12 protein-coding genes are annotated in these 15,491 nt (G+C 64.1%); 10 read left to right on the top strand and 2 right to left on the bottom strand.

The genetic code is table 11. The features are described 5' to 3' along the window. Positions 1–156: 156 nt before the first annotated feature. The gene (locus VMP31_RS19395) at positions 157–2,793 is read left to right on the top strand and encodes a LuxR C-terminal-related transcriptional regulator (RefSeq protein ID WP_325509332.1); all 2,637 of its coding nucleotides are present in this window, start codon (positions 157–159) and stop codon (positions 2,791–2,793) included. A gap of 136 nt (positions 2,794–2,929) precedes the next feature. Continuing rightward, a complete protein-coding gene (locus VMP31_RS19390; RefSeq protein WP_325509331.1) occupies positions 2,930–5,674 on the top strand; it encodes a peroxidase family protein in 2,745 nt (914 codons plus the stop codon). 78 nt (positions 5,675–5,752) lie between these two features. On the opposite strand, the gene gspD is transcribed toward VMP31_RS19390, so the two are convergent. Both gspD and VMP31_RS19380 read right to left on the bottom strand, forming a co-directional pair. Continuing rightward, the gene (gene gspD, locus VMP31_RS19385) at positions 5,753–7,702 is read right to left on the bottom strand and encodes a type II secretion system secretin GspD (protein ID WP_325509330.1); all 1,950 of its coding nucleotides are present in this window, start codon (positions 7,700–7,702) and stop codon (positions 5,753–5,755) included. 4 nt (positions 7,703–7,706) lie between these two features. Continuing rightward, positions 7,707–8,354 (bottom strand): type II secretion system protein N, encoded by a 648-nt coding sequence (locus VMP31_RS19380; protein WP_325509329.1) that lies wholly within the window; start codon positions 8,352–8,354, stop codon positions 7,707–7,709. 241 nt (positions 8,355–8,595) lie between these two features. Between VMP31_RS19380 and gspE the strand changes: the two genes are divergently transcribed. From gspE to gspL, 8 genes are read left to right on the top strand one after another with little or no spacing between them, the layout of a single operon-like run. Further along, a complete protein-coding gene (gene gspE, locus VMP31_RS19375) occupies positions 8,596–10,083 on the top strand; it encodes a type II secretion system ATPase GspE (protein ID WP_325509328.1) in 1,488 nt (495 codons plus the stop codon). Between the two features lie 4 nt (positions 10,084–10,087). Continuing rightward, complete coding sequence (gene xcpS / locus VMP31_RS19370; protein ID WP_325509327.1) at positions 10,088–11,305, top strand: GspF family T2SS innner membrane protein variant XcpS; 1,218 nt, start codon at positions 10,088–10,090, stop codon at positions 11,303–11,305. A 4-nt stretch (positions 11,306–11,309) separates the two neighbouring features. Further along, a complete protein-coding gene (gene gspG, locus VMP31_RS19365) occupies positions 11,310–11,735 on the top strand; it encodes a type II secretion system major pseudopilin GspG (protein ID WP_325509326.1) in 426 nt (141 codons plus the stop codon). A 29-nt stretch (positions 11,736–11,764) separates the two neighbouring features. Continuing rightward, a complete protein-coding gene (gspH, locus tag VMP31_RS19360; protein WP_325509325.1) occupies positions 11,765–12,316 on the top strand; it encodes a type II secretion system minor pseudopilin GspH in 552 nt (183 codons plus the stop codon). Continuing rightward, entirely contained in the window at positions 12,313–12,702 is a 390-nt protein-coding gene (gene gspI, locus VMP31_RS19355) for a type II secretion system minor pseudopilin GspI (protein WP_325509324.1), read from the top strand. Before gspH ends, gspI begins: the two co-directional genes overlap by 4 nt. Next, entirely contained in the window at positions 12,699–13,394 is a 696-nt protein-coding gene (gspJ, locus tag VMP31_RS19350; RefSeq protein WP_325509323.1) for a type II secretion system minor pseudopilin GspJ, read from the top strand. Before gspI ends, gspJ begins: the two co-directional genes overlap by 4 nt. Continuing rightward, positions 13,391–14,356 carry a type II secretion system minor pseudopilin GspK gene (gene gspK / locus VMP31_RS19345; protein ID WP_325509322.1) on the top strand — a complete coding sequence of 322 codons (966 nt, stop codon included), beginning with the start codon at positions 13,391–13,393 and terminating at the stop codon, positions 14,354–14,356. Before gspJ ends, gspK begins: the two co-directional genes overlap by 4 nt. Next, a complete protein-coding gene (gene gspL, locus VMP31_RS19340; protein WP_325509321.1) occupies positions 14,353–15,489 on the top strand; it encodes a type II secretion system protein GspL in 1,137 nt (378 codons plus the stop codon). Before gspK ends, gspL begins: the two co-directional genes overlap by 4 nt. Positions 15,490–15,491 lie beyond the last annotated feature (2 nt).

Raw genomic sequence — 15,491 nt, 5'->3', positions numbered from 1 at the left:
GCCACATTGGTTGGCGCGTATGCCTGTGGGCCAACCTTCGGCTAGCGGCGGGTAAAACATGACGCACTTCAAAGTCTGAAGACGCGCAGGCGCTAGCATTCACCGCCAGGCGCGGCGTCTGACCGCAGGAAGAATAATAAGAACAGGGTCTGCCTGATGGACCAACCCCAACCATGCGTGCTGCCTGCCAACGGTGTGCTCCGTCAGAGCCTGCTGGATCTGCTGACGCGCAGTGAGCGCTTTGCCCTGACGCTGCTGTTGGCACCCGCAGGCTCTGGTAAGTCCACCTTGCTGCAGCACTGGCGTGCCCGCTGTGCGGCGGCATTGGTGCATTACCCGCTACAGGCGCGGGACAACGACCCGCTGTGGTTTTTCCGCCGCCTGGCGGACAGCATCCGCGCCCAGGTGGGCGATTTCGATACGTCCTGGCTCAACCCCCTGGTGGCATCCAGTCTGTCGCCACGGCTCTTGGGCGATCTGCTGGGTGATGCCCTGGAGCGTATCGACGGCCCGCTGTTTATCGTGCTCGATGATTTTCAGTGGATCGAGTCGTGCAGCATTCTTGAGGTGATGGCCGCGCTGCTCGACAAGCTGCCAGCCCATGTCCGTCTGATCATCGCCAGCCGTAATCACCCAGGCTTTGCCCTGAGCCAGCTGAAGCTGGAAAACCGCCTGCTGTGTATCGACCAGTACGACCTGCGCCTGTCGGCCGAGCAGGTGCAGCAGCTAAACACCCACTTGGGCGGGCAGACACTGAGCCAGGCGTATGTCGACAGCCTGCTGGGTATGACCGAAGGCTGGGTGGCGGGGGTGAAAATTGCCTTGCTGGCCTATGCGCGCTTTGGCACCCAGGCGTTGCAGCGTTTCAACGGCAGCCAGCCGGAAATCGTCGACTATTTCGGCCATGTGGTGCTGCGCCAGTTGCCGCCGAATCTGCGCGAGTTTCTGCTCTGTAGCGGCCTGTTCGAGCGTTTTGATGGTGCGCTTTGTGATTATGTTATGCAGCGCACGGGCTCGGCTTTGCTGCTTGAGGAGCTGGCTGAGCGCCAGCTGTTTCTATTGCCGGTGGAGAACCAGCCGGGCTGGTTCCGCTTTCATGCCCTGTTGCAGGATTTTCTCTGTCGCCGCCTGCTGATCGAGGAATACGCGCGGCTGGATCAGTTGCACAGTCGCGCCGCCGACTATTACCTGAGCCTGGGCGAGTATGAGCAGGCGCTGCAGCATGCTCGGCACTGTAGCGATCAGAATATTTTCCTCGGGTTGCTGGAGCACTGTTGCGCGTCCTGGGTACGCAGGGGGCAGTTTGGCGACATGCTGCGTTGGATCGAGCCGCTGCCAGAGGCGCTGCTGCTGGCTCAGCCCAGGCTACTCGGCTGGCTGATTGCCGCGCTGTCGCTGTCACGGCGTTTCCATCAGGCGCACTACCATCTGGAGTTGCTCGATAGCCTCGAGCACAGCGCGTCTGGCGCGACCCTGGAACCGGCGATGCGGCAGTTTCTGGCGTTGTTGCTGGGCTTGTTTGAGCAGGATAAGAACTTCGTTGCGCCGCCGGCCTGGCGCGATTTGCTCGGGCCAGGCCAGGCCCTGGAAATCCGGGCCTGCACGCTGGCGGTGATTGCCTATCAGCATTTGCTGGCCGCGCGCCTGCGGGACGCTACCCGTTTTGCCAGCGAGTCCAAACAGTTGCTCGCGCAGTGCGGGCACAGCTTTCTGGAAAGCTACACCGACCTGATCATCGCGCTCTGTCATCGCAACGCCGGCCACGCCACCCATGCCCGCAAGCAGGTATGCCTCGATTATGAGGGGGCCGATAAAACGGCACCCGCCTGGGTCAACCGCGCCACGGCCATGGTGGTGGTGCTGTATGAGCAGAATCAGCTGGTCGAAGCGCAGCAGCTGTGTGACGAGCTGATGGCGATGGTCAACTCGTCCTCGGCCACCGAGGCGATTGCCACTGTCTACATCACCTTGTCGCGGCTGCTGCATCGGCAGCAGCAGACGGAGCGCGCCGGCCGTTTGCTCGATCAGCTGTCGTGCATCCTGCAGCTGGGCAACTACGCCCGCTTTGTTAGCCAGGTGGCGCAGGAAAGCATGCGCCAGGCCCTACTCAGCGGTAAGAGTGCCGCTATGGATGCCGTGGCCCAACGCCACGATCTAGCGGCGCGGCTGCAGGCGGGGGAGTGGGAGAGCGTGCGCGCGTATGACGAAAGCTGGGAGCGCCAGGGTTTGGCTTGTGTGTACTGGCTGCAGGCGCGCGGCGCGCAGGCTCATGCTGAGCGAATTCTCAAGGTGCTGGCGGCCTCGTTGCGCAAAAGCGAGATGCGCGCAAGGCTGCTGATCGTCGAGGCCAACCGCCTGGTGCTGGCGGTGCCCACCCAGAGCAAGAGCCAACAGTTGGCGGCTCTGGCGGGGCTGGTCGAGACCTATGGCATCGTCAATATCAACCGCTCGGTGTTCGATGAAGCCCCGGGCTTTTCGGCGGGCGTATTGGGCCTGGCGCAAGCTGGGCTGCTGGTGGTGCCGGACAAGTACCGTGAGCACTACGGCGAGTTTTTCCAGGGCATTCAGGCGGCACCGCCGCTCAATGCGTTGGCCAGCGCCCTGCTGACCGGGCGCGAGGTGGAGGTGTTCGAGTGCCTGCTTAGCGGCCTGTCGAATAGCCAGATCAGCGACAAGACGGGTATCGCCTTGTCCACCACCAAATGGCATTTGAAGAACATTTATTCCAAGCTCAACGTCTCCAGTCGCACCGAGGCGATTCTCGCCGTAAGGCCGCGCGCCTCGCTCAGCTAGCGCTCTCTGCGTTCTGATCGGCCACATACCCTCCGCTGGAAGGGGGTGCTGCGCCATACCCGTCGATAGGCTTGATCCTGCGCTGCTATGTCAGTAGCCGCCTTGTCCCTACAACAATAAAACGGGAGCAACAGCCATGTCGGTATGGGTCACTTGGCCAGCTTTGACCAAGCTGGGAACACTGGGCGTAGTCTCCGGACTACTGGTGCTGGCGGTCGAACGCCAAGCCTTGTTCGAGAACAACCTCTTCGATGTTGAAAACTACGCAGGCTACAACGCCGATATCACTTGCGATGCGCGCAGCCTGGCGGCCCGTACCGAGGATGGCACCTGCAACATTCTCAGCAACCCGGCCGAGGGCTCGGTGTATCGGCGCTTTGGCCGCAACGTCGACCCGGCCGTGACCCAGGGCGAGACCAGCACCCTGCTCACACCCAACCCGCGTGATGTGAGCAACAGCCTGATGGCGCGCGAGGAGTTCAAGCCGGCAGCGAGCCTGAACTTTATCGCCGCCGCCTGGATTCAATTTATGGTGCACGACTGGTTCGACCACGGCCCGAATGCCGACGCCGACCCGATCCAGTTCCCCCTGCCACCCGGTGATGTGCTGGGCAGCGGCAGCATGTCGGTCAAGCGCACGCAGCCGGACCCGACGCGCAGCAGCAGTGACGCTGGCAAGCCGCAAACCTACCGCAACCACAACACCCACTGGTGGGATGGCTCGCAGCTGTATGGCAGCAGCAAGGAAGCCAACGACAAGGTGCGCTCCTTTGAGGGCGGCAAGCTCAAGATCAATACCGATGGCACCTTGCCTACCGAACTGATCAGCGGCAAACCGGTCACCGGGTTCAGCGAGAACTGGTGGGTGGGCCTGAGCATGCTGCATCAGCTGTTTACCCTGGAACACAACGCCATCGCCAGCGCGCTCAAACAGAAGCACCCAGCGCAGAGCGACCAGTGGCTGTACGACCGTGCACGGCTGATCAACTCGGCCCTGATGGCCAAGATCCACACCGTGGAGTGGACCCCCGCGGTGATCGCCAACCCGATCACCGAGCGGGCCATGTATGCCAACTGGTGGGGGCTGCTGGGCCAGGGCGGGCCGCGTGACGATTACCAGGCAGAAGTGCGCGTGCTGCAGGAGGATCTGGCCAAGTCCGATTCTTTCGTCAAACGCATCCTCGGTTTCGACCCCAATATCGCTCCCGGGGTCGGCAACAGCGCCTTCGACCACGCCTTCAGCGGTATCGTCGGCTCGACCGCGCCGAACAACTACGACGTGCCGTTCACCCTCACCGAAGAGTTTGTCGCGGTGTATCGCATGCACCCACTGATGCGTGACAACGTGCAGGTGTATGACATCGGCTCCAACCAGGTTTCACGCACCATCGCGCTGCAGAACACCCGTGACCGCGATGCCGAAAGCCTGCTCAATGACGAGCGCCCGGAGCGCCTGTGGTACTCCTTCGGGATCACCAACCCGGGTTCGCTGACGCTGAACAACTACCCGAATTTCCTGCGTAACCTGTCGATGCCGCTGGTGGGCGATATCGATCTGGCGGCCATCGACGTGCTGCGTGACCGTGAACGTGGCATCCCGCGTTACAACGAGTTCCGTCGGCAGATTGGCCTCAACCCGATCACCGAGTTCGAGGACCTGACCACCGACGCAGCCACCCTGGCCGAGCTCAAGCGCCTGTACGACAACGACATCGAGAAGATCGACACCCTGGTCGGCCAACTGGCGGAAACCGTGCGTCCAGAAGGCTTTGCCTTTGGCGAGACGGCGTTTCAGATCTTTATCATGAACGCCTCACGGCGGCTGATGGCCGACCGCTTCTACACCAAGGACTACCGCCCTGAGGTGTACACCCAGGAAGGTATCGACTGGGTTGAACACACCACCATGGTCGATGTTCTGCGTCGGCATAACCCACAGCTGCAAGCCAGTCTGGCTGGCGTGGAAAACGCCTTCAAACCCTGGGGCCTGAATATTCCGGAGGATTACGAAAGCTGGCCAGGGGCCAACAAGCAGGAAAATCTCTGGGTCAACGGCGCGCTGCGCACCCAGTACGCGGCAGACCAGCTGCCGGCGTTGCAGCCGGTGAATGTCGGCGGGCTGATCGGCTCGATTCTGTGGAACAAGGTGAAAACCCGCAGTGACGTGGCTCCGCCCGGTTACGAGAAGCCGATCCATCCCCATGGCGTGATGGCCAAGGTCAAGTTCGTTGCGGTGCCGAACAACCCCTATAGCGGCCTGTTCCAGGGCTCCGATAGCGGTCTGCTGCGTTTGTCGGTGACCGGTGATCCCGCCGACCGCGGCTTTGCGCCAGGCCTGGCGTGGAAGGCCTTTGTCGACGGCAAACCGTCGGAGAACGTTTCGGCGCTGTACACCCTGAGCGGGCAGGGCAGCAACCATAATTTCTTCGCCAACGAGCTGTCGCAGTACGTGCTGCCGGAAGCCAACGACACCCTGGGCTCTACCATTCTGTTCTCGGCCGTAAGCCTTAAACCTACGTTGCTGCTGCTCAACGATATGGCCGAGGTGACCCAGACGGGCGCTGTCGTGACCAAACCCAAGGCACCGACGCAGATCTACTTTGTGCCGCGCACTGAACTGCGCGAGCGCTTTGCCAGCACCGCCCATGATTTCCGCACGGATCTGCTGACCTTGAATGCCGGTACCAAGGTCTATGACGTGTATGCCACGTCGATGGAGATCAAGAGCTCGATCATCCCGTCCATCAGTAGCAACTACGCCGCGCAACGGCGTAACAGCGCGGTGAAAATTGGCGAGATGGAGCTGACTTCGGCCTTTATTGCCTCGGCGTTCGGTGACGGCGGGGTGTTCTTCAAACACCAGCGTAACGAAGACAAATAAGCGTTAGTTGCGGTAAACAAAAATGCCTCGGTCGATACCGAGGCATTTTTTTACCCGTGCTCCTACAAGGCCGTAAGTCTACTCGCGCAGGTCGATAGCTTCTGGCTCGGCCTGGTCAAACAGTTGCACCGGGTTGCGCGGCAGGATGCCGGGGCGGTAGTTCTCGCGGATATCGCCGAGAACGCGGATATCGCTGTATTTCTTCCCGGACAACGCCGCCATACCGGCTGCATCGCGGATCACCGTCGGGCGCAGGAACACCATCAGATTGCGCTTGACGCGGGTTTCCTTGGTCGAGCGGAACAGCCGGCCGAGCAGGGGAATATCGCCCAGCAGCGGGACCTTGGAGTCGGCCTGGGTGACGTCATCCTGAATCAGCCCGCCAAGCACGATGACCTGGCCGTTTTCGGCGAGGATGGTGCTCTTGATCGAGCGCTTGTTGGTGATCAGGTCGACCGCATTGACGCCCTGGCTGGTGGGAGCGATGGAGGAAATTTCCTGCTCGATTTCCAAACGCAGCGAGGCACCGTCGTTGATATGCGGGGTGACCTTGAGGGTCACGCCGATGTCCTGGCGTTCGATGGTGGTGAAGGGGTTGTCGGCACCCGAACCGCTGGTGGTAAAGGAGCCGGTTTGAAACGGTACGTTCTGCCCGACCAGAATTTCCGCCTTCTGGTGGTCCAGGGTCAGCAGGCTGGGAGTGGACAGCAGGTTGCTCTTGCTGTTGGCCGACAGTGCGGTGATCAGCACGCCGAAGCTGTCGGTGCCCAGGCCGATGATCGCGCCATCCGGCAGATTGCTCAGGGTGGCGTTGTCGGTGCCATTGCCCTGATCCTGAATGGCCTGTAGCACGCTGCCGATCGACAGGCCGGTGCCGCTGAAGTTGGTGCCGCCTAGGCCGCCGGTGCTGCCGCGGCCATCCACGGCCCACTGCACGCCCAGGGCGTCGCTGATATCGCCGGAGACTTCAACAATCGCCGCCTCGACCATCACCTGGGCGCGCGGCACATCGAGCTGGCGCACGATGTCTTCCAGGGTCGCCACCACGTCGGGCTCGGCCAGCAGCACCAGGGCGTTGAGGCTCTCGTCAGCGCGGATCAATACCGTCTGCGGTTTGCCGGTGCTTTCGCCGCCGGACTCCGGCTTGAGCTTCTCGGAAATCTCGCCGAGGGTTTCCGCCAGGCTCTTGGCATCACTGTGGCGCAGGCGAATCACCCGGGTATTGGCCGAGCGGCTGGTGGGGGTGTCCAGCGATTGCGCCAGGGCCATCAGCTTGGCGCGCGCGGCCGGTGGGCCGAGCAGGATCAGGCGGTTGGTGCGGCCGTCGGCCACCACCTGGGTGCCGGTCGTGCCCTTGGCCTGGCCGCGGTCGATGGCGCTGCGCAGCACCTCGGCGGTGTCCATGACCCAGGCATGTTGCAGGTTGAGCACGCTGTAGTCGTTCTGGCCCTTCTGATCGAGCTGGCGCAGCAGGTCTTCGATGCGTTCGATATTGGCGCTGCGGTCGCTGATGATAATGGCGTTGGCCGAACTGACCGCGGCCAGATGGCCATATTGCGGAATCAGCGGGCGAATCAGCGGGATCAGCTCGGTCGCCGAGCCATGCTGCACCTGGATCAGGCGCGTCTCCAGGCGGTCTGGGGCGGCGGGGCCGGAGTCGGCGTCGGCCTTGGCTTCGGCATTGGGCACGATACGCGCCTGGTCCCCCTGGGTGATCACGCTGAAACCGTGGGTGGCCATCACCGAGAGAAACAGCTGGTAGACCTCGCTGAGATTCAGCGCGGTATTCGACACCACGCTGACCTGGCCCTTGACCCGGGGGTCGACGACAAAGGTCTGCCCGCTGATCTGCGCCACCTGGTCGATAAACTCGCGGATATCGGCACCCTTGAGGTTGATGGTCCAGCTTTCTTCCTGTTGGCTGGCGCTCGGGGTCACGGCATTGACGGCGGCGCTGAGCGGCAGCGGGCTGCAAGCCAGGCCGGCGGCGAGTAGGGCGAAGGTAAGGCGCGAAAGGATCGGGGTCATCGGTTCAGTCGTTTTCCGTAGGCTGATCGGTGGGTTCAGCGTCCGCTGGCAAGGTGCCGGAGGCTTCCATCTGCTGGCGCAGGGCATCCATGCGTTCGCGCAGTTGCACCAGGTTGTCGTTTTCCATTTCGCTGAGCTGCTCGAGTGGGTCCTCGGCGCTGTTGCTGTTATAGGTGTTGGCGCTGTCCTGGGGTTGGCTGAGCGGGAAACTCAGGCTCTCGCGGCGGCCATTGCGCAGCAGCTCGACCCGATCGGCGCTCACCGCATGCAGGCGCACGCCGCTGCTAATCTCGCTGTCCACGCTGTAGCGCTGAGCCGGGCTGCCTTCGCTGCGAATAATCGCGCTGGAGCGTTTGGGGTCGGCGTGCACGAAGCTGCCCAGCAGGGTCAGGCGCAGGTTGGTGGCCGGGGCGTCGGCGTTGTCGGGCTGGCTGTGGCCGAACAGCTGGCCGAGCTGCGGATGGCTTGCCGGGGCGCTAGGGGCACTGGGGTTGAGCTCGCTGGTAGCCGGTGGGGTACGCAACAGGCGCAGCCACTCGGCGCTTTGCCAAGCCAGGCTGATGCTCATGGCGAGAACTACAGCGATGGCTGCCAGGGTGGTGGCATGCCGCTGAAGCCAGTGTTGGGTTGCCGAAACGGGCAAAAGCGTCACTCCGCGTTTTATTATTCTGTGGCCTGGATCGCGCGCTGATCATAGACAGTTGCCGTTGATTTGACAGCCCCCCGTCGGGGGCGTGTGTCGGTCGGCTCAATGTGCTAAAGATAGCGCGCCTTTGTTTGCGTTCTATTGCAGGCAACTTACAACAATTAACTCGTGGAACCCTAGGTGTTGAGCGTTCGGTTGCTGCTTTTGCGACAGACGCCTGGTTACCGTGGTCAAGGTCCGTTACCCCATGAATGCGCTGCTCACCGAAGTGCCACTACGGCGTTTACCGTTCAGCTTTGCCAGGCGCCACGGCGTGGTTTTGCTGAGCGAGCGTGATGGTCCCTGTCTGGCTTATCGTCCGGGGGTCGAACTGGTGGCCCTGGCCGAAGCCCAGCGGATGATCGGCGCGCAACTGGCGCTGCGTGGCCTGACCCAAGAGGCCTTCGAGCAGGCCCTGGGCCAGGCTTACCAACATGATTCGGCGTCCATGCAGCTGGCCGAGGACATCGGCGGCAGCCTGGATCTGGCGGCCCTGGCCGAGCAGGTGCCGGAAACCGAGGACCTGCTGGAGCAGGAAGACGACGCGCCGATCATTCGCCTGATCAACGCCATCCTCGGCGAGGCGATCAAGGAAAATGCCTCGGATATCCACCTGGAAACCTTCGAGAAACGTTTGGTCGTACGCTTCCGGGTCGATGGCATCCTGCGTGAGGTGCTCGAACCCAAGCGCGAGCTGGCCGCCTTGCTGGTCTCAAGGATCAAGGTCATGGCGCGTCTGGATATCGCCGAGAAGCGTATTCCCCAGGACGGGCGGATTTCCCTGAAAGTCGGCGGTCGTGAGGTGGATGTGCGGGTGTCGACCCTGCCTTCGGCCAATGGCGAGCGGGTGGTGCTGCGTCTGCTCGACAAGCAGGCCGGCCGTCTCAACCTGCAGCACCTGGGCATGAGCGCCCGCGACCGCGACCTGATGGAAGCCACGGTACGCAAGCCCCACGGCATTTTGCTGGTGACCGGCCCCACTGGCTCGGGCAAGACCACCACGCTGTACGCCAGCCTGGTCAGCCTGAATGACCGCAGCCGCAATATCCTCACCGTCGAGGACCCGATCGAATACCACCTCGAAGGTATCGGCCAGACCCAGGTCAACTCCAAGGTCGACATGACCTTCGCCCGCGGCCTGCGTGCCATCCTGCGTCAGGACCCGGACGTGGTGATGGTCGGCGAGATCCGCGACAAGGAAACCGCCGAGATCGCCGTGCAGGCCTCCCTGACCGGTCACCTGGTGCTCTCGACCTTGCACACCAATAGCGCCATCGGGGCCATTACGCGCCTGGTGGATATGGGCGTCGAACCCTTTCTGTTGTCCTCGTCCTTGCTCGGGGTGCTGGCCCAGCGCCTGGTGCGGGTGCTCTGCCCGCACTGCAAGGAGGCCTACCAGGCCGATGCGGCGGAATGCACGCTGCTGGGGGTAAGTGCTGCATCGCCGCCGAGCCTGTATCACGCCCGCGGTTGCGCCGAATGCCATCAGCAGGGTTATCGCGGACGTACCGGCATCTATGAGCTGGTGGTGTTCGACGATCAGCTGCGCACCCTGATCCACAATGCCGCCTCCGAACAGGACATGGTTCGTCACGCCCGCACCCTGGGTTCGAGTATCCGGGCCGACGGCATGCGTAACGTACTGGCCGGGGTGACCACCCTTGAGGAAGTGCTGCGCGTGACCCGCGAGGAATAAGAGCATGGCCGCTTTCGAATACCTCGCCCTCGACAGCAAGGGCCGCCAGCAGAAAGGCGTGCTGGAGGCCGACAGCGCCCGCCAGGTGCGCCAGGTGCTGCGCGACCGCCAGCTCGCCCCGCTGGACGTCAAACCGACCCGGACCCGCGAGCACGCCAGCGGCGGTAGCCATTTCAGCTTTAGTCGCGGCCTGTCGGCCAGCGATCTGGCGTTGCTGACGCGCCAGCTGGCGACGCTGATCCAGGCGGCCTTGCCGATTGAGGAGGCTCTGCGCGCGGCGGCGGCCCAGGCCCGTTCGCCGCGGGTCCAGAGCATGCTCCTGGCTGTGCGCGCGCGGGTGCTGGAGGGCCATGACCTGGCCAGCAGCCTGAAGGAATTCCCCTCGGCCTTTCCCGAGCTGTACCGCGCCACGGTGGCGGCGGGCGAGCACGCCGGGCATCTGGGGCCCGTGCTGGAGCAACTGGCCGATTACACCGAGCAACGCCAGCAGTCGCGGCAGAAAATCCAGCTGGCGCTGCTCTACCCGCTGATTCTGATGTGCGCCTCGCTGCTGATCGTCGGCTTTCTGCTCGGCTATGTGGTACCGGATGTGGTGCGGGTGTTCGTCGACTCCGGGCAGACCTTGCCGGCCCTGACCCGCGGCCTGATTGCTTTGAGTGATTGGGTCAAGAGCTGGGGCTGGCTGGCGGTGATTCTGGCCGTGGCGGCGGTGTTCGCCCTGCGCTGGGCATTGCGTGACGATGCGCTAAAGGCGCGCTGGCATGGCCTGCTGTTGCGCCTGCCGCTGGTCGGACGACTGATTCGGGCCACCGATTGCGCGCGCTTTGCCTCGACCCTGGCGATCCTGACCCGCAGCGGCGTGCCCCTGGTCGAGGCCCTGGGTATCGGCGCACAGGTGATCGCCAACCGGGTGATTCGCGCCGATGTGGTAATCGCCGCGCAAAAGGTCCGCGAAGGTGGCAGCCTGACCCGCGCGTTGGAGGCCAGTGGTCAGTTTCCGCCGATGATGTTGCATATGATCGCCAGCGGCGAACGCTCCGGCGAACTGGATCAGATGCTGGCGCGCACCGCGCGCAATCAGGAAAACGACCTGGGGGCCCAGGTGGCGCTGCTGGTCGGGTTGTTCGAACCTTTTATGCTGGTTTTTATGGGAGCAGTGGTGCTGGTCATCGTTCTGGCGATCCTGCTGCCGATTCTGTCGCTCAATCAATTGGTGGGGTAAGCACGTGAACAAGGGGCAAAAGGGTTTTACGCTGATCGAAATCATGGTGGTGGTGGTGATCCTGGGCATTCTTGCCGCCCTGGTGGTGCCGCAGGTGATGAGCCGGCCGGATCAGGCCAAGGTCACCGTGGCCAAGGGTGATATCAAGTCGATTGCTGCCGCCCTGGATATGTACAAACTGGACAATCACAGCTACCCGAGCACCCAGCAGGGTCTGGAAGCCCTGGTGAAAAAACCTTCGGGCAACCCGCAGCCGAAGAACTGGAACCGCGATGGCTACCTCAAACGCGCGCCGATGGATCCCTGGGGCAATGGCTATCAATACCTGGCGCCGGGCACCAAGGGCGCGTTCGACCTCTATTCGCTGGGTGCCGACGGCAAGGAAGGCGGCAGCGAGAATGATGCCGATATCGGTAACTGGGACCTCTGATGGGGCGCTGCTGAGTGCGCCGTGCCGCCATGCGGGCTCCAGCCGCAACCGGGTCGCGGGCCTTTACCCTGATCGAGTTGCTGGTGGTGCTGGTGATTCTCGGCAGTTTGATCGGCCTGACGGTGCTCAGCCTGGGCATCGTCGGTCCGGGGCGGGAGCTGCATAGCGAGGCTGAACGCCTGGCCGGCCTGATTGGCGTGCTGGCCGAGGAGGCGGTGCTGGATAACCGTGAATATGGCCTGTTGCTCAGCCCTGACAGCTACCAGGTGCTGCGCTACGACTCGCTGACCCTGAGCTGGCAGGCGCTGCCCGGCAAACCCCATCGATTGCCCACCTGGGCCGAGCTGAGTGTCGAGCTGGAGGGGGCAGCCCTGGCCCTGCCGCTGCCCGAGGACAAGGCCGAGGGCAGCAAGGGTAAGGTGCTGCTGCCGCAGTTGCTGTTGCTCTCCAGCGGCGAAATGAGCCCCTTTCGCCTGCGTCTGGCGGAGCGGCGTGCCGATGGCCTGCGCCTGGTGTTGAGCAGCGACGGTTTTCGCCTGCCCAGGGTGGAAGTCGAATCGCCACCAGGACGCGCCGGATGAAGCGCATGGCCGGTTTTACCCTGCTTGAGGTGCTGGTGGCGCTGGCCATCTTCGCCATGGTCGCGGCCAGCGTGCTGACCGCCACCGCGCGTAGTCTGCAAACCGCTTCGCGTCTGGAAGACAAGACCCTGGCGATGTGGATCGCCGACAACCAACTGACCGAGCTGCAGCTGGCGCAAACCCCGGTGGCCGATGGCCGCGCCCAGGGTGAGCTGATGTTCGCCGGGCGGCGCTGGCAGTGGCAGAGCGAAATCCGGGCGACCAGCGAGCCGGCGCTGCGCCGCGTCACCCTGTGGGTGGCGGAGCGTGCCGAGCAGGGCAATATCGGCGAGGTGCGCGAGCGCGCCTTGATCAGCCTCGAAGGTTTCCTCGGGGACGGGCGATGAAGGCGGCGCGGGGCTTTACTCTGCTCGAATTGCTGATCGCCATCGCGATTTTCGCGCTGCTGGGCCTGGGCACCTACCGCATGCTCGACAGCGTATTGCAAACCGACAAGGTCACCCGTAGCCACGAGGCGCAGCTGCGCGAGCTGGTGCGGGCCATGGCGGCATTCGAACGGGATGTGTTGCAGGTGCAGGCCAGGCCGGTGCGCGACCCCTTCGGCGACCCGCGGGCGGCGCTGCTCGCCGAGGCGGGCGATGAGGGCGCGCTCGAACTCAGCCGCAGTGGTTGGCGCAATCCCCTGGCGCAGCCACGGGCCTCGCTGCAGCGGGTGCGCTGGCAGCGCAGTGGCGAGCAATGGCAGCGCCTGTACTGGACGGTGCTCGATCAGGCCCAGGACAGCCAGCCGCAGGTGCAGCAGGCCCTGGATGGGGTAACGGACCTGCAGCTGCGTTATCAGGATGCCAAGGGCGTATGGCATGACAGCTGGCCGCCCGAGTCGGGGCCGGGGGAGGATCGCCTGGCCATGCTGCCCCAGGCCCTTGAGTTGCTGCTGGAACATCGCCGCTATGGCCAGCTGCGCCGCCTGCTGCGTTTGCCCGATAGGCTGCCCGAACGCCTGGGCCAGATCCCCGGGGAGGACCCCGAAACTCCGCAGGACGAGGCGGGCGACGAGCAGGGGGCACCACAATCATGAGGCACCAGCGCGGTATGGCCCTGATCACCGTATTGCTGGTGGTGGCGGTGGTTACGGTGGTCAGTGCCGGGATCATCGCCCGTCAGCAGCTGTCGATTCGCAGCAGCACCAACCAGCTGCATGTGCGCCAGGCCTGGCACTACGCCCTGGGCGGCGAGACCCTGGCCAAGGCGGTGCTGCTGCGCGATCTGCGTCAGGGCGACCCGCGTGTGCCGGTCGATCACCTGAACGAGCCATGGGCCAAGCCCCTGGCTCCCTTTGCCCTGGATGAGGGCGGCGAATTGCGGGTGCAGATCAGTGATCTGAGTGCGCGCTTCAACCTCAACAGCCTGGTGCGCGAGGGACAGCCCAACGACGCCGCCATGGCCCAGTTCCGCCGGTTGCTGCTGGGGTTGCAGATCGAGGCGCCCTATGCCGAACGCCTGCTCGACTGGCTGGATGCCGACGACCAGGCCAGCGGGGCTTACGGGGCCGAGGACAATCAGTACCTGCTGCAACAGCCGCCCTATCGCGCCGGTAATCGGGCGCTGGCGGATGTATCGGAGCTGCGTCTGCTGCTGGAAATGAACGAGGTCGACTACCAGCGCGTGTCGCCCTATGTCACTGCCTTGCCGGCGGGGGTGACCCTGAACGTCAATACCGCCAGCGCCCGGGTGTTGGCCAGCGTGGCTGATGGCTTGTCGCTGAGCGCCGCCCTGGGGCTGGTCGCCGCACGCGGCAGCGAGGGCTACGACAAGCCGGCGAGCTTTACCGGGCGGCTTGTTGGCCTGCAGCCGCAGAGCCAGGCCCTGGGTGTCGGTAGCCAGTATTTTCAGGTGGTCAGCGAAGTCCGCATCGGCGATCGCCGACAGGTTCTGCGCAGCACCTTGCACCGTGCCAGCGATGGCCGGATATATGTATTAGCCCGTGATCTGGGGCTCAGCGGCATGCCGGCTGCGCCCGTCGAGGAAGTCGAGCCATGAGTCAGTTGCATATATTTCTACCGCCCGCGGCCTGCGCCGGTGCCCGCCCGGATCTGCCAGTACAGCGGGTCGCGGAGGGGCACAGCGAGTGCCTGCCGTTCGCTGAGGTGCAGGCGCAGCTGTCAGGCAACTGGACCCTGGTGCTGCCGGTCGAGGCGGTGACCGCCTGCGCGGTCAATCTGCCGACCCGCAAAACGCGCTGGCTGCGTCAGGCGCTGCCCTTCGCCGTGGAGGAGTTGCTGGCCGAGGATGTCGAGTTGATGCATCTGGCGCTGGGGGAGGCCCTGGCCGATGGTCGCTATCGGGTGATTGCCGTACGCCGCAGCTGGCTGGCCGCCTGGTTGGCGCTATGCGACACGCCACCGCAGCGCATCGTCGTCGATGCCGATTTGCTGCCGGCAACCGGCAGCCAGTTGCTGGAGCTGCATGGCCGCTGGTTGCTGGGGGGCGAAGGGGTTGCCCGCCTGGCCCTGACGGCTGCCGACTGGCCGGCCTTGGCGGCGCTTTGCGCGCACCCGCAGCAGGCCTGGTGTTGCCCCGGCCAGGAGGCCCCGCAGCCGGTGGATGAGCGTGTGCAGATCGACGCACCGCTGCTCTGGTTGGCGCAGCAGACAACGGGCACCAACCTGGCGCAGGAGGCCTTTGCCGCGCAGTCGAGTGGCGGCCAGTGGCAGCGCTGGAAACCGCTGCTGGGCGTGCTCGGCATCTGGCTGGTGCTGCAATGGGGCTTCGACCTGGCCCAGGGCTGGCATTTGCAGCGCCAGGCCGATAACTACGCTGCGGCCAGCGCCGCGCTGTATCAGGAGCTGTTTCCCCAGGACAGCAAACTGGTCAACTTGCGGGCGCAGTTCGATCAGCATCTGGGGGCGGGCAGTGGGCCGGGCCAGGCGCGTTTGCTGAGTTTGTTGGCGCAGGTCAGCCAGGCCGTGGTGGCCGAGGGCGGGCAGGTGCAAATCAGGCAGGTGGACTTTAGCGAAAACCGCGGCGACCTGGCCATGCAGGTGCAGGCCGCAGGCTTTGCCGAGCTGGAACGGCTGCGTGAGCGCCTGCAGGAAAGCGGGCTGGCCGTGCAACTGGGCTCGGCCAGCCGGGAAACCGATGGTGTCAGTGCCCGCGTGGTGATCGGAGGATGAGT

Origin of the sequence: Pseudomonas sp., from assembly GCF_035512415.1 — a bacterium.
GTDB lineage: Bacteria > Pseudomonadota > Gammaproteobacteria > Pseudomonadales > Pseudomonadaceae > Aquipseudomonas.
This window is presented reverse-complemented; position numbering and strand designations above follow the sequence as displayed.